Below are 17,075 nucleotides of genomic sequence, written 5' to 3' on the forward strand. Positions count from 1 at the left end.
TGTTTGTTGATTTATGCTCCTGCCCAGACGTCTTTTGCATATCTGCCGTTTTCTTCTAACGACTGCAGCCAGGCGGTTGCTTCTTGTTTGGTTGTTTGTTGGTATTGCATGTAGCTTTCAATTAGTGTTCGTTCAACATCTGGGGCCATTTTGCTTCCGTCTCCACAGATGTATAGGTGCCCTCCTTCAGTTAATAAAGGAAGAATGTCTTGAGCGTTCTCCGCGAGGCGGTTTTGAACGTATGTTTTTTCTTGGCCCTCGCATCTTGAGAAGGCTGTGTGCAAGGTTACGAGTCCATCTTGTTCGGCTTGGACGAGTTCTTCTTGATAAAGGAAGTCGTGTTCCGGATTGCGGCAGCCAAAGTACAGGTGGGCGGTTCCTAGTGTTTCGCCTTTTTCCTTCAGGGCGCGGCGGGCTTGAATGAATCCTCTGAACGGCGCGATTCCTGTTCCAGGTCCGACCATGATGATCGGTTTTCCAGATTGGTTCGGAAGCTGGAAGTTGGATTGCGGTGTATGGATAAAACAGGCTACTTTATCGCCTTCAGCGCGCCCCGCCAAGTAATTGGAAGCAACGCCTTTATATTCGCCGTTGCCGCTCCATGCATCGCCGCGGACGACGCTGACAGTGATGCTCGCTTGCCCCTCCTTATGCAGCGGGGAGCTTGAAATCGAGTAGTATCTTGCCTTTAAAGGCGGCAGCAATGCCAGGAATCCTGCAAATGGGATTTCACACGCTAGATATTTTTCAACTAAATCTAACATGGTTATACGCTTGCCCAGGATATCTCGTTTATAGGTGACGTCATCCAGCAGCGCTTCAAGCTCTTTTACATGCGGTGGACATACCGTATGTGCGGCAAGGGCCCGTATTTGGGACCGGGTGGCGGGTTCTTGGAACTCGACATAGTTTGATAGTACTTCCGCTAGTTTTACCGGTATTTCCGTAGGGAGATGGGCAGCTTTTCCCGAATCACCTGTAAGCTTGATGTAGTCTTGGCCGTTCAGGTCGAATCGACTGAGCACTCGCTCGACAAGTTCCGCCGGATTTTGCGGAAGGACCCCGAGATGGTCGCCTTCCTGATACTCCACGCCATCTGGAAGCGCCAATTCGATATGTCGTGTACTTCTTCCGCTATCCGCATGTTGTAATTCCACATTCCTTTTGACAATCGATGTAAAGGCATGATGGGTGCGGGCGAGTGGTGTGCCGCTTACATCACTGACGAAGTTCATCGTAATCGAGCTTGTTTCCCGATCATCCGTATTGACTTCAATGCTAAAGGCGCTAGCAAGATTTGGCCAAAGGGCGTCCGTCCAATTCTCGTAGTCCCCTTCAAAATCATCACTTGCATCTCCATAGCCTGTTTTTGACAATCTAATGGCTCCACATTGTTCCAGCCGGTCATCGATGTAGGTCGGAATGCGTTGGTAAGTTGTAGCCCAGTTGCGGTCTCCGCATCCAAAGATGGCATAGCGGACTCCATCCAAGCTGCCATCCTTGCTTTCCTTCAACGCTGAAACAAAGTCATCCGCATTATCAGGGGGATTTCCATTGTAAGAAGCCGAGACAATCAGGACAGCGCCTTCGCGAGGAAGTTGATTGACATAATCATTCAAAGGGGCAACTTCCGTATGGTATCCTTGTTGTTTCCCTGTTTCTGCGAGATCTCTGGCCATTCCTTCAGCTGTTCCCATGTTCGATCCGAACAGGATGAGCAATGGTGTGCCATGAGTGGATGCGACTGAAGGGGCCGAGGCTCCTTTATTTGCTGAAACCGGTTCAGGAGAATCAACGGTAAGCGACATCAATGGCTTCCTTGGTGATACGCGCATCGTTAATCCGTCCGGTTTAAGCGTCAACGTTTCTTTAACGTCCAATTGATATTCTTTATGATCGATCAATTCAAAGTGCTGTAAGACCATCCCCAGCACAAGCGTCGCTTCATGAAGTGCAAATTGCTGTCCGATGCAGGCGCGCTGCCCATTTCCAAACGGCTTATACGCATGAAAAGGAATCGAGCTTGGATTCTCGAAACGTTCCGGAATGAACGATTCGACATCATCGCCCCAAACGGATGAATCACGATGGAGTTCAGGAACGAGAAGTGAGAACACATCCCCTTCGTTCACCTCGTATGCTCCGCCAAGCACGGTGTCTTCCTTCGCATAAACAGTGAATGCCGGAGCTGTCGGCCATAGGCGAAGCGTTTCGTTCAACACCATCCGGACATATTTCAGCTTCTTGACTTGCTTGTAATCCGGAATTCCGCCACCGAGCACTTCGTCGACTTCCTGTTGCGCTTTTTTCAATTTGTCCCTGTTATTCATCAGGAAATAGATGGCGAATGATAGGAGACCGCTCGTCGTTTCGTGTCCTGCGATCAAGAATGTAATGATCTGATATCTGATGTTTTCGTCATCCAGCGTCTCTCCCGTTTCAGGATCGACTCCCTTGAGCATATGGGAAAGGAGATCATCCTCGCCTTGATCGCCATTTTGCTTTCGTTCGGCAATCAATTCATCCACGAGCGAAAACATATATTGAATATCTTCGCGGAATTGTTTTTTCGATTTGACCATCAGTTTATCCTGGATGCCGAGCCGCTGTGTTTGACTCATCGCTTCATCGAGAGATCTGACCATGCTGGCCACGAACGGATGGGTGGTATCGCGATAAAAACTGTTAAAGCGGTAATTGAATCCGCATAGACCAATCGTATCCAAGGTCAAACGGGTCATATCTTCAGGCACATCAACCTCATCTGCCGGATTCAAGCGAGCCCATTTTTGGATCAGCTGGGCGGCGATGTCCACCATTTTAGCATGATAGCCCTTCATGGCCTGCTGACTAAAGCTAGGGAGCAAAATGTTATGCGCCTTTTTCCAATTCGGCTCCGCCGTTTCACTTGTGAAGAGGCCGTCACCACCAAATGCCCTCACTTTTTGCAGTGCCGGACCAACCTTCTTATCAAACCTGGTTTCATCGCAAATTTCTTTAGCTAATGCTGCACTTGATACGAATGTACCGATTCGGCCCGGATATTGAAATTGAAAAATCGGTCCAAGTTCCCGCGCCAGCTTCATATACGACTGAAGCGGTTTATCCTTATCGATGACAGGCAGGCTCCCTAAAGGGCCATATGTCTTTGGCTGTGGTATTTGAGTTGTCTTTGTCATGCTTAGCACCTCTATTTACTAATATTTCGGAATGAACGTTCATTCCGTTTAATGGCTGAAAAATCGAACCTATCTCAACTATGCAGGCGGACAGCATCCCAAAAGCTTTCTTCCACATCTGCCAAAAGTTTCGCTTCAGGTACCAACTCCCCGATACGGACAAGTCGCTGCAATTCAAGAAATGCTCCATATATGATGGCGATCAAGGCGGAAGATGGAAGCTGCTTGATTTCTTTTCGATCCTTACCTAAATCAAAGAAGTTTTTAAATAAATCCAGAAGACATTGAAAACTAGAGTGGCTTTCCTCATTCAAGAAATGGGCCCCGCTATGGATTTTTATAAAATAAAGCGCTTGGTCCTGCTCGTTTGTAAAATAAACCATTGACTTGAAAATGTGATGAAACTGATTACGAATGGAATCCTCATGTGGAAATCCGCTCTTGATTGTCTCCGTAAAAATATCGACATACCCTTGAAAAATCTTGTTTCCCAGCACTTCCTTATTTTCAAAGTAACGATAAATGGTACCCGCTCCGACCCCTGCCTTCGTGGCGATCATCGGGATCGTCGTCGCATCATATCCTCTTTCGGCGAATAGTTCCAATGCGCTGGACACGATGCTGTCTCGTTTATTTGCTGCAGTTATCATATTGAATCAGCCTTTCATCCAGAAAATGCGGAATGAACGTTCATTCCTATCCATGCTAGTGTATACCCAATAAAACCCAATCTCAATCGAGCGTAGTACCCAAAATTTGTGAATTCCGCTCGATCGAATAAGGACAAAAGACTTATTCTATTTCTATAATCTCAGAAAAAATATATACATATAATTCTTTTTAACCAAAAAAAGAAAAACTGAAGGCCACAATTCTTCTACTCCTTTGTTCACCTATTGAATGCCCTCAGCATGATTATAGCGTTCAGATCGTTTCTTTTTATGGGAACTGGACACTTCTTCTCATTGGGTCTATCCCAACCAATCTCAAGGGAGCGAATGGCTCGAGCTGCCTCCCCGGTTTCTTCTGGTAAAAAGCCAATGCGAATGAAGATGTCCAATCCCGACCATCATCGGGCTTCATAATAATCTTTTACCCCATGTTGAAATTCAGGGACGTTCCTATGCATCCACCTTTCATTAAATCATTCAAGTTTAACAAACCCCCTTGAATTTTGTATGATAAGAAAGGAAGATTACTAAATGGGAGATGTGATATTTTGAAAAGTCTTGCTGTATTTTGTGGATCGAGCAAAGGTGCATCTGCTGTCTATGTTGAAGAGGCTAAAAAACTGGGCAGGGAGCTGGCAAAACGTGAGATTACCCTTGTCTATGGGGGCTCAAGTGTCGGAATCATGGGGGCGGTTGCAGATTCCGTTCTGGAAGCAGGCGGTAATGTGATTGGCGTAATGCCCGATTTTCTAGAAAAAAAAGAAATCGCACATAAGAGCTTAACCGAGCTGATCGTCGTGGAATCCATGCATGAAAGAAAAGCGAAAATGGCCGAGCTTTCAGATGGGTTCATGGCCTTGCCAGGCGGGCCAGGAACATTGGAAGAATTTTTCGAGATTTTCACTTGGGCTCAGCTTGGTCTTCATCAAAAACCTTGCGGACTGTTAAATACCAATCACTATTATGATCCTTTAGTCGCTTTATTCAATCATATGTCCGACGAACAGTTCCTGCATGAAAAATTCCGTTCCATGGCGCTGGTAGATGTTGAACCAAGTGGACTTCTTGATCAATTCAATACATATGAGCCGCCAACCGTAAAAACGTTCATGACCGAAAATCAAACCTGATCATAAAGAACAAGCGGCCAAGATCAATGATGATCTTGGCCGCTTGTAATAAACGGATGGGTTAGGTGAATATCAGGTTTAAATAATCTCCATGTCCTTTAATAAGTTCCACTTCATATTCGGATGAAATCCAGAAGAAATGAAAGGTCAGACCCGCTTCATCTCCGCCGCCCGTTGGCTGATGATCCCATTCATCAGGAACGTCCGATACACGGATTTGATAAAAAGATCTATGATGGACGGCGCCATCTGCGTTCTCCCATAAATCCTCGGCAATTAAATCCTCGACACGAATATTTTCCAGACCTGTTTCTTCTTTTATTTCCCTAATCACCGCTTGGTAAGCATCTTCTTGAGACTTCACTGTCCCCTTCGGTATCTGTATCCCCGCTTCAGCTATGGGATGTCGGAAAACCAATACCTGTGTCTCTCCATTATTGATTCTTGTCACATACCCGTAAGCTTTTTTTATCGGTATCACCATCAATCACCAAAAGCAAAAATGAGCTCTGTCTCGCAAACAGTTTCCCCCTCGACAATAGCCCTTCCTGTTCCTTTACCGATAGGACCTTTCAAGCGAGTAATCTCCACTTCTAAACGTAATTGGTCTCCTGGTTTTACTTGCCTTTTAAAACGACATCCATCGATCCCAGCCAAAAGCCCGATCCTTCCTTTATTTTCTTCTTTTGTAAGCATAACAACAGCACTTACCTGTGCTAATGCCTCCACGATCAACACACCTGGCATCACTGGGTAATCGGGAAAGTGACCAGTAAAAAACTCTTCATTTGCCGTGACGTTTTTAATGGCCACCGCCCTCTTTCCTTCTTCCAGTTCCAAAACTCTATCAACTAAAAGAAATGGATAGCGATGCCTGATAATGTCTTTGATTTCTTGGATATCGATCAATATTAAGTCCCCCATTGCGATGGATTGCTTTCACTTAATTTTACCATCAGTATCATCATATGGATATTTTTGTATTATAAAAAAAGGCTGCCTGAGCAACCCTGTTTTCGCTTACAAATCCTTTGATTTTTTTCCTTCGATTTAGTTAACGGGGATAGAACCATTTCTTCATACCTCTCATACTCCCCTAATAATTTATGAATCAAGCTTATTTTAGGAACAACAAGGTAAACCACCAAGGCTGAAATGGTGCTGATTATAGCTCCTGCCAGAACATCCGCAGGGAAGTGAACCCCTACCCAAATACGGGAAATGGCAACAAGGGAGGCGAGCATGATCCAAAGCACCTGCCATCCCCTGTTAAAAAGCCAAAAGGATACACAAAACGAGAAAAACAGGATGGTACGGTCACTTGGAAACGAGTTATCCACGGCTTTTTCAATTAACTTATTAACATGGGTCAATTCGGCAAATGGCTGATTATTCGAATGCAACCTCCCGGCGAGTTTCCCCATCATTTCAGCTATTACAAACGTAACCATCCCACAAACAACCATCATCCTGCCCCGTTCATTTGTAGTGAACCATATTACGATGACTGCCAATGCCAATATGAATACCATATACTCGGCAATGAAAATGGCTGCAGGATTCACATATGCATGTTGCTTCCCTAAATCATTTATCATTCGAAATAAATGAACATTCGATTCTGTAAGACTCATTTCAGACACGCCTTTCTTCTTTTCTTTCATAGTAAAAGAGAAAGGAGATTAGGCGCCATCGATTTACCTAACAGTTTATGCTGCCATCTTACATTATTGTCACGTGATTGTTATTCTTGTTTTAAGCTACTTCTAGCCTTTCATTATGTATAATGGGAGCATACGTATAAGGGGGATGCAACATGCTGCATATACAGAACAATTCCGATACGGTCATCATAGTCCTGCATGAAATTTATGGATTGAACCAGCATATGCATGATGTTTGTGACTTATTGGCAGAACAGCGTTTCGATGTCATTTGTCCGAATTTATTGGAACGAAAGCTAGTTTTTGATTATTCCGAGGAAGAGGCAGCTTATCGTCATTATCGGGAGCAGGTAGGTTTCACTGGTGCCCATCATACAATAAAAACGATCTTATCGGATATGGCGGATGCCTACAAACAAACTTTCATCATTGGATTCAGTGCAGGTGCGACTGTGGCTTGGATGTGCAGTGAGGAAGAATGTGTCGATGGAATCGTTGGATTTTACGGTTCTCGTATCAGGAATTATAGCGAATTGGTGCCACAGTGCCCTGTACTGCTATTCTTTGCCCAAGAAGAGCGATCTTTTGATGTGGACGAATTGATTTCAATTTTAAAAGCTAAGCCTATCGATATACATACTTTTAGTGGAAAACACGGATTCAGTGACTCCTATTCTTCCAACTATGATGCCGAATCAGCCGATAAGGCATTTAGCATCATGAATGATTTTTTGCGGAGCATGAAGTGTTAACGTTTTGCATGAATCCAGTTGATCGAACCCGAATCACTGTGGGGATGACAGTCCGATTGCACCCGTTTGTATTCCATTTCCAATTCATGTAAGGGTAGCTTCAAAAGCTGCTCTTCACTCTTATAAAGATGATGGATCCTAAGTTTATAAATTAATTCCCGTTGTCTTTCTTTCGCATCCTTCTTCATTTCACCCGCTCCTATTCTTTATTTGCTTGTTTCAGTGGATGGCCCAATGCTCGATCATACAGGGGGGATGATCCTCTGGACTGGCTTCAATCTGCTTTGTTTTCCTTAATTTCCTATATTCCTCCTCTAAATCGGTCAAGGTCCATTCAAATAGATGGATGTCGTTCTTTTTATAAATCCCCTCGTTAATCAACTTATTGATTAGAAAGTTCCGTTTCGTTTCAACTGCTTTGCGTAATCTCATCCCCATAATAAAACCCTCCCTTATTATGAACACCACTGCGTACTCCTCTTGACCTTACATAAAAAAACCGGAGACATCTCTTTATACGAAAGAAAAAGTCTCCGGTTATCCGGTCAATTAACCTATAATTCTTATTAGTTTACTTAGTATTGTTGTCTTTTATGTTACAAACTCTTTGCTTCATAGTCAACAATTTTTTTTCTTGTTTTCAAAATTTCATTCAGCCTTTTGCTTCGCTTCCTGAAATGCAGCCGTTACCTGATTCAACAGGTCTTTATCCGAAATCAATCGATAACCAGTAAGGGCAAGTGCCTTTGCGCCAGTAAGGATGGCTTGGTCCCCTCCTGGGGATTTGGCGCAGTCTCGGAACTCATTCGTATGGGCAATAAGCTCATCCGGCCCGATTTTGATATAAGGATGAGCCGTCGGGACCACATGACTAACATTACCTGCATCCGTCGAACCGAAACCACTTTCTTTTCTAGGAGCCACCGCTTCTCCTAATTCTGTCAATTCTTCCTTCAGCACCTCATCCAGAACCGGATTAATCATGAAATCGAGCACTTCATTCTGGAACCGTTCGACCTTGACGGTGCTTCCTGTGGCAAGTGCTGCACCTTTTGCAATATCACGGACTTTTCCGGATACTTCCTGGCATAACTTCCATGTTGTCGCCCTGATATAGAACCTCGCGGAAGCATATTCCGGAATGATGTTAGGCGCTTCCCCGCCGTTGGTGATGATTCCGTGAATCTTGACTTCGGATGGAAGCTGCTGGCGCAAAGCATTAATGCCATTGAACAACTGGATTACCCCATCGAGTGCATTCACGCCTTGTTCCGGTGCAGCCGCAGCGTGTGCCGCTTTTCCGTAAAAGTGAAAATCAAGAGGATCGACAGCCAAAAATGGACTTGTCACACCCGTTTTTCCGGCCGGATGGATAATGATTGCAGCATCCACCTCTTCAAACAGGCCGTGCTTTACAAAGCTGCCCTTTGCACTGCCATTGGGCCCCCCCTCTTCGGCAGGCGTTCCGAACACAATCACCTCACCGCCTGTTTCCTCCAGCACTTGAGCGAGCGAAATGCCTGCCGCCGCACTCGTCGTACCAATGATATTATGGCCGCAGGCATGACCTAACCCCGGCAGTGCATCATATTCGGCTAAAAAGGCAATGGTCGGCCCTTTCTTGGAAGAGGTTTTTTTGGCGATGAATCCTGTTTCGTGTCCAGCTATATCGCGGGTCACTTCAAAACCTGCCGCTCGAAGCAATTTCGTCAACGTATCCGAAGCGAAGAACTCTTGATTGCCAATTTCCGGTTTGGCATGGATTGCCTGACTCGTTTCTACATATAATTTGGAATGTTCATCGATGTGATCGGCAATGATTTGCTGAGGCGACTTCACTAATTCAATTCCCATATTGCTATCTCCCCTTTTCTGTTAATGAAAAGGCCGGATAGCTACCTATATTGCATCCGGCTCTCTCGATCTTTACATCATTTTTCATTAGCTGGTTTTGTCCAGGAATCTTGGTAATTCAATAATTCATCGACCGTCACATATGCCGGAATCGAGCTTCCTTTATACGTTTTTTTAATGAACGCTTCCACTTCTTTCGACTGATAAAGTTCGACTAATTTTTGCAGTTCAGGACGATCGGCGTCTCCCTTTTTGACGGCAATGATATTGATATACGGTTTCGCCGTTTTACTTTCATGGAATAATGAATCTTTTAAGTTAAGTCCAGCTTCAACGGCAAAGTTACTATTGATGGTCGAAGCATCCGCATCATCCAGCAGACGTGGCGTACTTCCGGCAGCAACAGGTTTGATTTTCAAGTTTTTCGGATTATCCTTAATGATATTCGCTGATCCCGACCCATTGAATTCATCTTTCAATGTAATCAAGCCCGCTTCCTGTAAAAGGAGTAAGCCGCGGCCCCAATTCGTTGCTTCATTCGGAACGGCAATAGTGGCACCATCTGGAATATCTTTTATACTTTTATGTTTTTTCGAATAAAGGCCCATTGGCGCAATGACGGTAGACCCGATGGCCTCCAATTTCAAATTTTGATCTTGAATGAATTCATCGAAATAGGCGACCGTTTGGAATGAATTCGCATCGATTTCGCCCTCGCTCAAGGCAAGGTTTGGTTGGATATAATCATTAAACGTGACCAGCTCGATATTCAGGTTCTTCTTTTTGGCTAATTCGACAATGTACTCCCACGTTCTCGTATCCCCGCTGTTGACTCCGACTTTCACGGTTTTCACATCATCTGAACTGCCTGATGCCCCCTTCTCGTTTCCGCAAGCTGCCGTCACGAGCGCAAATGCCAATACCATGATCGTTACTAAAATTTTCTTCATGTCTCCTACCTCCTGATATATTTATCTTCTTCTGATTTTTCTGGAAACGAAGTTCCCGGTGGATTGCAGTAATTGAACGATGATCACGAGAACTGCTACCGTGACGACCATCGTCATCGTATCGAATCTTTGATAACCGTAAGCCAAAGCTAGATCTCCGACCCCGCCAGCACCAACGGCCCCTGCCATCGCAGTAGCTCCGACAAGCCCGATTGTCGCTGTTGTGAAGGTTAGGATCAGCGAACTAAGTCCCTCAGGAATCAAAAAGCGATGGATGATCTGCCATGTTGTTGCCCCCATTGCCTGGGCTGCCTCGATGATTCCTTTGTCCACCTCCAACAGGGAGTTCTCGACGAGCCGGGCAATATAAGGAGCGGCGTAAAAAACAAGCGGAACAATCGCTGCATTCGAACCGATTCCAGTGCCTACGATCCATCTAGTAAAAGGAATGATTGCGACAAGCAAGATGATGAAAGGAACCGATCGCACAATATTTATGATTGGATTCAATACATTAAAGATCCATTTATTATCCATGATGTGACCCTTCCTTGTTATGACGAGCAAGACGCCAAGCGGAAGCCCGATCAATCCTGAAAAAATCAACGAGAGGGCTACCATATAAAGAGTGTCGCCGAAAGCGGTCGACAGCTGCTCTGCCGTTATTTCCATTCCCCAAAGTGTATTACCCATTTACCTGCACCTCCTGGACGAGTATCCCCTCATCTTTAATATATTGATAAGCCTTGGCTACCTCTTGCTTGTCACCCGTCACTTCGATGATCAAATTCCCAAACGGCGTTTCTTGAATTTCAGAAATATTGGCTGATAAAACACTTAAGTGAACATCATATTTCTTCGAGATCGTAGAAAGCAGCGGGGTACCGGAAGTAGTCCCAATAAAATTAATTTTCCAAATAATCGGAATGTGCGCCCCTATACTTTTTAAGAAACTTTGCGGAATCTCATCATGGATCACCGTTCTCACGAAGTTTTTGGCGATATCGGTCTTGGGCTTGGCAAACACCTCGAACACTGAGCCTTGTTCAACCACGAAGCCGCCCTCCATCACTGCCACCTTATTGCAAATTTCCCTGATCACGGACATTTCATGGGTGATGAGCAGAATGGTGATATTGTATTCTTTATTAATTTTCTTCAAGAGCTGCAGCACGGCACTCGTTGTTTGCGGATCCAATGCGGATGTCGCTTCATCACATAAAAGGATCGATGGGTTGGTGGCCAATGCCCGTGCAATCCCGATCCGCTGCTTTTGACCGCCGGATAATTGTTCCGGATAGCTCTTTGCTTTACTCGATAAGCCGACGAACTCAAGCAGCTCGCTTACCCGCTCTTTGATCTCTTTACTTGGCGTGCCCGATAAAACCAGCGGCACAGCAATATTATCAAAAACGGTCTTCGAGTTTAGTAAGTTGAAATGCTGAAAGATCATCCCGATTTTCTTCTTTTCTGCCCGTAATTCCTTCGGGCTCAAAGAAGTGAGCTCCTTTCCGCCGACGATTACCCTACCTTCTGAAGGATGTTCCAGCAGGTTGACTAGCCTGATCAACGTACTTTTCCCGGCCCCGCTATAACCGACTACACCGAATATATCCCCCTTTTCGACTGTCAAATCGATGCCTTTCAATGCTTCGACGGTCTGCTTCTTCGTTTCGTAAACCTTTTTAACATGTTGAAACTCAATCATCCTGTCTCCCCCCAGTTGTTCGTTTTTTCGATTTCATTATCAGAGAAGAGCTTTGCATGAATAAACAAAAGAGGCCTCCTCCGTCATCAGACAGAAGAGGCCTCTTTTAGAAATAAAAAAGAGTAAACTCTTAATTTAATTATCTAAGAAAAGCTCCTTCTTATCTTTCAAACTTTCGTCCGTTGGAATTAGCACAGTATTTTTACAAAAGTAAAAACCCGCTGCCGAGGTATCATAGGGCCAAGTCCCTCCACATCTCTTGATAAGAAATAACGTTATATTTAATTATGTCCTTCACTATATCTTCAAATCCCGCTAAAGTCAACCACCATTTTCATCATTCGAAAAATTTTGACAGGATAGTTTATTTATTATTTTTTTATTATATCAATATAATTTATTATAAAGATTTCCTCATTCTCCATACAAGATATTTTTCGTTTTCTTCCCTTAGCTTCACCATTCCTGACTTCGTATATAAACGAACCGCGCGTTGATTATCCGGAGACACCCTTAACTGATATTCGGATACCCCGAACCTCCTGAAAAAGGTTTCTGCATAGCCGACCAAGTCCTTGCCAAGCCCCTTACTCCGGTATTCGGGAATAAGATAAAACAGATTCACATAGCCAATCTCAGTGCCTTCATACTCCCGAATCTGAAGCTCCATCTGTCCGATCGGCTCCTGGTCCCGTTCAATGATCACCTGTCCATCCGGAAATTGGCGCACCCTTTCTTTAATTCTATTCAAATAGGATCGCTCATCTCCAAAGCCCTCTTCAGACCCAAAACTTACAACATACGAATCCTTCCTGAATGCAACGATCAAATCCTTATCTTTATCGATATCTATGGTTCTAAATATCAACTTCATCACCCGCTTTCGTTTTGTTGGGATAATTTCATGACACATTCTTGCACTCTTTTGTTTTAATAAGAGGACACTTTTCTCCAACTGCTGCAAATCTTCTTTAAAAGAATAAGCTTCATTTTCCATTCCCTTCATCACTTTACATGTACATGAAGCATGCTGTAAAAATCATGTATACTACACATTAACAACATATTCCATAATAAAATGAATTAAATTGTCGAAACTAGCAAAGATTTTTTAACCAGTTCATCGTTTAACATTAGCTGGCTACTATTGCGGTCAATCGAATATTTCGTCCCAAACCCCATTTAATTCGTCCCACATTCGAATTTTTCGACCCAAACCCCGTTTTTTCCGGCCTACATACGAATATTTCGTCCTACACCTCGATTAATTCGTCCGATTCGCCTTTGCATCATTCCATCCATAAAAAAAAGAAGCTGCAAGTCGCAGCTTCTTTTTTTTACCTGGAAAGGGTTCCTTGCAGGCGATTGGCTTCGGCAATTACTTTTTCTTCGTCGATGGTGAGGGAGACGCGGTCTTTGACGACCATTTTGCCATCGATGTATACATCACTGACATCGTTTCCTCGTGCGGCATAGAGCAAGTGTGAGTAAGCTTCGCTCAGCGGCTGCAGATGTTCTTTGTCGTGAGGGTAGATCGTGATGAAGTCTGCTTTTTTACCTGCTTCGAGTGATCCGGTGTGACTCATGCCGATTGCTTCGGCGCCCATTCTGGTGGCCATGGCCAGTGCGGTTTGGGCTGGAAATTTAGTGGCGTCCTTGTAGATGCCTTTTTGCAGCAAAGCGGCCGTCCTCATTTCCTCGAACATATCGAAGTTGTTATTGGAAGCTACGCCATCTGTTGCCACGCCCACTTTAATGCCTGCATCCAGGAGGCTGACAACATCGGCAATCCCCGATCCGAGCTTTAGGTTACTGATTGGATTGTGGGCAACACGGACGTCATGCTGTTTTAATATCGACCGTTCTTCATCATTGAGAACGACACCATGGGCCATCACGGTCGGCTGGTCGAACAGTCCTAGACGGCGAAGGTGTTCGACAGGACGGGATCCGTACCGCTTTTCGATGTCGAGGATTTCAAAGTCCGTTTCCGATACGTGAATGTGCACCATCAAGTCATTTTCCTTAGCGATCCGGGCACTCTCGGAAATGGCTTCAGGCGTACAGGCATACGGGCTATGCGGTGCGACCATGGTGGTCAGGCGGCCATCGGCAAAATTCTTATACGCTTTCGAGAACTGCTCAGCCCCGGTGAGGTTCGCTTTTTGGTCTTCTTCGGTACCCAAGCTGAAAATCGTGTAGGAGAAGGCTCCGCGCATGCCTGTTTCGCCTATCGTTTCCATGACAGCCCCTGCATCTATTCCATTTGGATTGAACATATCCGAAAAGGTCGTCGTGCCCGATTTCATCATTTCCAAGATGCCAAGCTGTGTGCTTACTGAGGCAATTTCGGTTGTGAACTGGGCCTCGATCGGCCAGATTTTCGTTTCAAGCCATGGCTTGAGCAGCATATCATCGCCGATTCCGCGCAATAGCGTCATCACGATATGTGAATGGGCATTCACAAGGCCTGGCATCACCCATTTCCCGCCAAGGTCGATCACTTGATCTGCATCCTTCAATTGCTCTTTTGAATGCGGACCGATAGAGGAGATGGTTTGATCCTGTACAACCATCATGCCATTTTCAAAGATTTGATTTTCCTTATCCATGGTAAAAAAAGTAGCATTCATATATATCGTTTTCATTCGTATCTCCTCCAAAGTCGTATCATTGCTCAACATGTGTCTATTCCGCATTCTACCCTAGCCTCTTACCGGTATTCAAGTAATTCCATATTATCAGGGGCGATTACCTTTTACCTTAGGAAGCTAATTCCATTTAATCAGCTGCTTAAAAACACCTTTCCTCTATTGCTGGCGGGAGTTTCGGCGACGCGAATGGCTTCCTGCACATCCCGAAGGTCATAGTGGGAATGAGGCAGCATGAACTTCAAGCTTTTATCATCAATGAAACCGAGCAAACGGTTAAACGTTTCGTGCCAGGTTTGAACGGACGCCTGCTGGTTCCAATGCCTTAGGTGAAACATCTGAACATGAACTTTTGTCGCTTTAGAAATTTTCGCCCAATTGACGGATTGACCTGATAGAAGACCGATCGTCAGCAGAATGCCATTAGGCTGAACACAAAAAGCCAGCTCAGAGCCAGCATTGCCGCCCACAGAATCGATGGCCGCATTCGCTCCGCGCCCATTCGTCCATTCCATCACGGCATCGGTCAATGCTGTCCTGGACGTGTCGATTACAAGATAGGCACCGAGTTTGAGCAGTTCATCGGTGTAGGTATCGTTTCTCGTTACGGCAATCAGCTTGAAGCCAAGGATCTTCGATAGCTGGGTGAAGATGCGGCCAATCGAAGATCCGCAGGCATTCACGATCAATACATCATCCGGCTTCAACGCCAACACTTCTGTGCAGGTTAGCCACGCCGTAAGCGGATTTATATATAATTGCGCCGCAACATGATCCTCGATCGAATCGGGAATGATGATGGCCAAATCCGCAGATGTTCTGACATAATCCTGCCACGCCCCTTCGCCGCGCAAAGGCAGAACGCGTTTGCCGATGAGGTCTTTCGAACCAAAAGGACCGACCTCTTCCACAATGCCGACGCCTTCGTATCCTGGGATCGCTGGCAAGGGAATTCGGTGGGAATAGGCGCCTCTGATCGGCAGCAGGTCAGACGGGTTAATCGGACGGGTGGTCATCCGAACGAGGACTTCCCCACTTAAAGGTTTTTGTATAGATGTATGTTCCACTTTTATCACGTTTTGCGGATTCCCGAACTCATAGAATTTTGCGCATGTGGCTTCCAATATCGTAAGTCTCCTTCACTATCAAGTTCCATCTATTTTATCATGATGAAAAAAAATCAGGGAGATGGATATCCCCCTGATTGTGCAACACGTTTTAAAGATTTTGTGATAAACCAATTGGAATGCATAATGGCGTTTGGTCGACAGGATTTTCGATAATGCAGCATTCCAGTCTAAAGACGTCCTTGATCATTTCTTTCGTAAACACCGTTCCAGGAGGTCCCTCTTTATAGATTTTCCCCTTCACGATGCTAATAAGATGATCGGCATACTGTGCTGCTTGATTTAAATCATGTAAAACCATGACAATCGTGCGTCCATAGGTTTGATTTAGATCGCGCAATAATTCCAATACTTCAATTTGGTGTGCCAGATCCAGATACGTTGTTGGCTCATCCAATAGTAAAAGATCCGTTTCTTGTACTAAAGCCATTGAAATCCACGCTCTTTGCCTTTGCCCCCCAGATAAGGCATTCAATGTCCGATCAGCGAACTCCGACATTTTTGTTGCTGATAACGCCCGGTCCACAATGGTCTCATCCTCCATAGTCCTTCTGGAAAATAACCCCTTATGCGGATGCCTGCCATAATGGCACAGTTCCTTAACGGTTAAATCTTCAGGAGCTTCCGGACCTTGGGGCAGAATGGCCAATTTTCTTGCCACTTCCTTGGAGGATTGAAGGGCGATCGATTTTCCATCTAAATAGATCGTACCTTCCTGAGGCATCAATAATCTAGCCAGGGACCGTAAGATGGTGGATTTGCCGCACCCATTGGATCCTATGATTATACTTATTTTGCCTTCAGGGATGTCTAAATCAATATCATCAATGATTCGATTCGATCCATAAGAGAGAGAAAGATGCTCTGCTGATAATGTTGTCATAACCGCCAGCCTTCCTTATGTTATTTTTCGTTCACGACGTAATAAATATAAAAAATACGGCACGCCAATCACCGCGGTGATAATTCCGGCGGGTATTTCTATTGGCGGGAATAATCCCCTCCCTAGGCTATCGGCGACGAGCAGAAAGATTGAACCAAAGAGAGCTGATGCAGGAAGCAATACCTTGAATTTTGACCCTACTAATCTACGGGCAATATGGGGGGCAATCAAACCAATGAACCCGATGGAACCAACTGCAGCTACACATACTCCAATTAAAATGACTGAAACACCAAGTAATATATAGCGCAGGGATTTTGATCTTTCACCGAGACCTGTAGCAATATCGTCGCCAAGACTCAGCACATCCAATTTAGAAGTTAAGGCAATCAGTACCGGGACAAGAATAAGGCATGGCAGCAATATGAATATTTGATCCCATCCTCTTCCCCATAAACTGCCCGTCAACCACAGCAGTGTCGTATTTACATCATCCGGGAATTTGA

The 17,075-nt window shown here is 44.9% G+C and carries 18 protein-coding genes, 1 pseudogene and 1 riboswitch; of the genes and pseudogenes, 2 read left to right on the forward strand and 17 right to left on the reverse strand.

Features of this window, described 5'->3' with window-relative positions; all coding sequences use genetic code 11:
- Nucleotides 1–11: 11 nt before the first annotated feature.
- From CVN76_RS24290 to CVN76_RS32485, 3 genes and pseudogenes are all read right to left on the reverse strand, one after another.
- Nucleotides 12–3,179, reverse strand: a complete 3,168-nt coding sequence (locus CVN76_RS24290; protein ID WP_100533366.1) for a bifunctional cytochrome P450/NADPH--P450 reductase — start codon at nucleotides 3,177–3,179, stop codon at nucleotides 12–14.
- Between the two features lie 74 nt (nucleotides 3,180–3,253).
- On the reverse strand, nucleotides 3,254–3,829 hold the full coding sequence (locus CVN76_RS24295) for a TetR/AcrR family transcriptional regulator (protein WP_198512639.1): 576 nt from the start codon (nucleotides 3,827–3,829) through the stop codon (nucleotides 3,254–3,256).
- Nucleotides 3,830–4,140: 311 nt separating this feature from the next.
- Nucleotides 4,141–4,308, reverse strand: a pseudogene (locus tag CVN76_RS32485) (MazG nucleotide pyrophosphohydrolase domain-containing protein); the annotation flags it as partial.
- Nucleotides 4,309–4,398: 90 nt separating this feature from the next.
- Here CVN76_RS32485 and CVN76_RS24305 point away from each other — a divergent pair.
- Nucleotides 4,399–4,980: a TIGR00730 family Rossman fold protein gene (locus CVN76_RS24305; protein WP_100533367.1), complete on the forward strand. Its 582-nt coding sequence runs from the start codon at nucleotides 4,399–4,401 to the stop codon at nucleotides 4,978–4,980.
- 61 nt (nucleotides 4,981–5,041) lie between these two features.
- Here CVN76_RS24305 and CVN76_RS24310 read toward each other — a convergent pair whose 3' ends face one another.
- From CVN76_RS24310 to CVN76_RS24320, 3 genes are all read right to left on the reverse strand, one after another.
- On the reverse strand, nucleotides 5,042–5,464 hold the full coding sequence (locus CVN76_RS24310) for an NUDIX hydrolase (protein ID WP_100533368.1): 423 nt from the start codon (nucleotides 5,462–5,464) through the stop codon (nucleotides 5,042–5,044).
- Nucleotides 5,464–5,889 carry a 3-hydroxyacyl-ACP dehydratase FabZ gene (gene fabZ / locus CVN76_RS24315; RefSeq protein ID WP_100533369.1) on the reverse strand — a complete coding sequence of 142 codons (426 nt, stop codon included), beginning with the start codon at nucleotides 5,887–5,889 and terminating at the stop codon, nucleotides 5,464–5,466. The genes CVN76_RS24310 and fabZ overlap by 1 nt, the downstream gene beginning before the upstream one ends.
- A gap of 74 nt (nucleotides 5,890–5,963) precedes the next feature.
- Nucleotides 5,964–6,614: an undecaprenyl-diphosphatase gene (locus CVN76_RS24320; protein WP_100533370.1), complete on the reverse strand. Its 651-nt coding sequence runs from the start codon at nucleotides 6,612–6,614 to the stop codon at nucleotides 5,964–5,966.
- A gap of 182 nt (nucleotides 6,615–6,796) precedes the next feature.
- Here CVN76_RS24320 and CVN76_RS24325 point away from each other — a divergent pair, with 182 nt between their 5' ends.
- On the forward strand, nucleotides 6,797–7,396 hold the full coding sequence (locus CVN76_RS24325; RefSeq protein ID WP_100533371.1) for a dienelactone hydrolase family protein: 600 nt from the start codon (nucleotides 6,797–6,799) through the stop codon (nucleotides 7,394–7,396).
- On the opposite strand, the gene CVN76_RS24330 is transcribed toward CVN76_RS24325, so the two are convergent.
- The 11 genes from CVN76_RS24330 to CVN76_RS24380 form a co-directional block, all read right to left on the reverse strand.
- The gene (locus CVN76_RS24330; RefSeq protein ID WP_100533372.1) at nucleotides 7,393–7,584 is read right to left on the reverse strand and encodes a Fur-regulated basic protein FbpA; all 192 of its coding nucleotides are present in this window, start codon (nucleotides 7,582–7,584) and stop codon (nucleotides 7,393–7,395) included. The genes CVN76_RS24325 and CVN76_RS24330 overlap by 4 nt on opposite strands.
- 31 nt (nucleotides 7,585–7,615) lie before the next feature.
- Nucleotides 7,616–7,834, reverse strand: coding sequence for a Fur-regulated basic protein FbpA (locus CVN76_RS24335; RefSeq protein WP_100533373.1), 219 nt, complete (start codon nucleotides 7,832–7,834; stop codon nucleotides 7,616–7,618).
- 210 nt (nucleotides 7,835–8,044) lie between these two features.
- Nucleotides 8,045–9,250: a M20 family metallopeptidase gene (locus tag CVN76_RS24340; RefSeq protein WP_100533374.1), complete on the reverse strand. Its 1,206-nt coding sequence runs from the start codon at nucleotides 9,248–9,250 to the stop codon at nucleotides 8,045–8,047.
- A gap of 77 nt (nucleotides 9,251–9,327) precedes the next feature.
- Nucleotides 9,328–10,200 (reverse strand): MetQ/NlpA family ABC transporter substrate-binding protein, encoded by an 873-nt coding sequence (locus CVN76_RS24345; RefSeq protein WP_100533375.1) that lies wholly within the window; start codon nucleotides 10,198–10,200, stop codon nucleotides 9,328–9,330.
- Nucleotides 10,201–10,221: 21 nt separating this feature from the next.
- On the reverse strand, nucleotides 10,222–10,872 hold the full coding sequence (locus tag CVN76_RS24350; protein ID WP_061141054.1) for a methionine ABC transporter permease: 651 nt from the start codon (nucleotides 10,870–10,872) through the stop codon (nucleotides 10,222–10,224).
- A 13-nt stretch (nucleotides 10,873–10,885) separates the two neighbouring features.
- Nucleotides 10,886–11,908: a methionine ABC transporter ATP-binding protein gene (locus tag CVN76_RS24355; protein ID WP_100533376.1), complete on the reverse strand. Its 1,023-nt coding sequence runs from the start codon at nucleotides 11,906–11,908 to the stop codon at nucleotides 10,886–10,888.
- Nucleotides 11,909–12,065: 157 nt separating this feature from the next.
- A riboswitch (SAM riboswitch) is annotated at nucleotides 12,066–12,177 on the reverse strand.
- A 131-nt stretch (nucleotides 12,178–12,308) separates the two neighbouring features.
- On the reverse strand, nucleotides 12,309–12,905 hold the full coding sequence (locus CVN76_RS24360; protein WP_232732455.1) for a GNAT family N-acetyltransferase: 597 nt from the start codon (nucleotides 12,903–12,905) through the stop codon (nucleotides 12,309–12,311).
- Nucleotides 12,906–13,245: 340 nt separating this feature from the next.
- Nucleotides 13,246–14,556: an amidohydrolase family protein gene (locus CVN76_RS24365; RefSeq protein WP_100533377.1), complete on the reverse strand. Its 1,311-nt coding sequence runs from the start codon at nucleotides 14,554–14,556 to the stop codon at nucleotides 13,246–13,248.
- A gap of 137 nt (nucleotides 14,557–14,693) precedes the next feature.
- A complete protein-coding gene (locus tag CVN76_RS24370) occupies nucleotides 14,694–15,683 on the reverse strand; it encodes a zinc-dependent alcohol dehydrogenase family protein (protein ID WP_100533378.1) in 990 nt (329 codons plus the stop codon).
- A 94-nt stretch (nucleotides 15,684–15,777) separates the two neighbouring features.
- Nucleotides 15,778–16,569, reverse strand: coding sequence for an ABC transporter ATP-binding protein (locus tag CVN76_RS24375; RefSeq protein WP_100533379.1), 792 nt, complete (start codon nucleotides 16,567–16,569; stop codon nucleotides 15,778–15,780).
- A gap of 15 nt (nucleotides 16,570–16,584) precedes the next feature.
- Nucleotides 16,585–17,075 (reverse strand): FecCD family ABC transporter permease (locus CVN76_RS24380; protein WP_157805785.1); only part of this gene is annotated, 491 nt, incomplete at its 5' end.

It is taken from the genome of Bacillus sp. mrc49, assembly GCF_002803435.1.

Bases quoted from the DNA above. Each gene is read 5' to 3' on its own strand.
- CVN76_RS24290 (WP_100533366.1), bottom strand. From the start codon at position 3,179: ATGACAAAGACAACTCAAATACCACAGCCAAAGACATATGGCCCTTTA.
- CVN76_RS24355 (WP_100533376.1), bottom strand. From the start codon at position 11,908: ATGATTGAGTTTCAACATGTTAAAAAGGTTTACGAAACGAAGAAGCAG.
- CVN76_RS24330 (WP_100533372.1), bottom strand. From the start codon at position 7,584: ATGAAGAAGGATGCGAAAGAAAGACAACGGGAATTAATTTATAAACTT.
- CVN76_RS24365 (WP_100533377.1), bottom strand. From the start codon at position 14,556: ATGAAAACGATATATATGAATGCTACTTTTTTTACCATGGATAAGGAA.
- CVN76_RS24295 (WP_198512639.1), bottom strand. From the start codon at position 3,829: ATGATAACTGCAGCAAATAAACGAGACAGCATCGTGTCCAGCGCATTG.
- CVN76_RS24340 (WP_100533374.1), bottom strand. From the start codon at position 9,250: ATGGGAATTGAATTAGTGAAGTCGCCTCAGCAAATCATTGCCGATCAC.
- CVN76_RS24345 (WP_100533375.1), bottom strand. From the start codon at position 10,200: ATGAAGAAAATTTTAGTAACGATCATGGTATTGGCATTTGCGCTCGTG.
- CVN76_RS24310 (WP_100533368.1), bottom strand. From the start codon at position 5,464: ATGGTGATACCGATAAAAAAAGCTTACGGGTATGTGACAAGAATCAAT.
- CVN76_RS24375 (WP_100533379.1), bottom strand. From the start codon at position 16,569: ATGACAACATTATCAGCAGAGCATCTTTCTCTCTCTTATGGATCGAAT.
- CVN76_RS24350 (WP_061141054.1), bottom strand. From the start codon at position 10,872: ATGGAAATAACGGCAGAGCAGCTGTCGACCGCTTTCGGCGACACTCTT.
- CVN76_RS24325 (WP_100533371.1), top strand. From the start codon at position 6,797: ATGCTGCATATACAGAACAATTCCGATACGGTCATCATAGTCCTGCAT.
- CVN76_RS24320 (WP_100533370.1), bottom strand. From the start codon at position 6,614: ATGAGTCTTACAGAATCGAATGTTCATTTATTTCGAATGATAAATGAT.
- CVN76_RS24335 (WP_100533373.1), bottom strand. From the start codon at position 7,834: ATGGGGATGAGATTACGCAAAGCAGTTGAAACGAAACGGAACTTTCTA.
- CVN76_RS24360 (WP_232732455.1), bottom strand. From the start codon at position 12,905: ATGGAAAATGAAGCTTATTCTTTTAAAGAAGATTTGCAGCAGTTGGAG.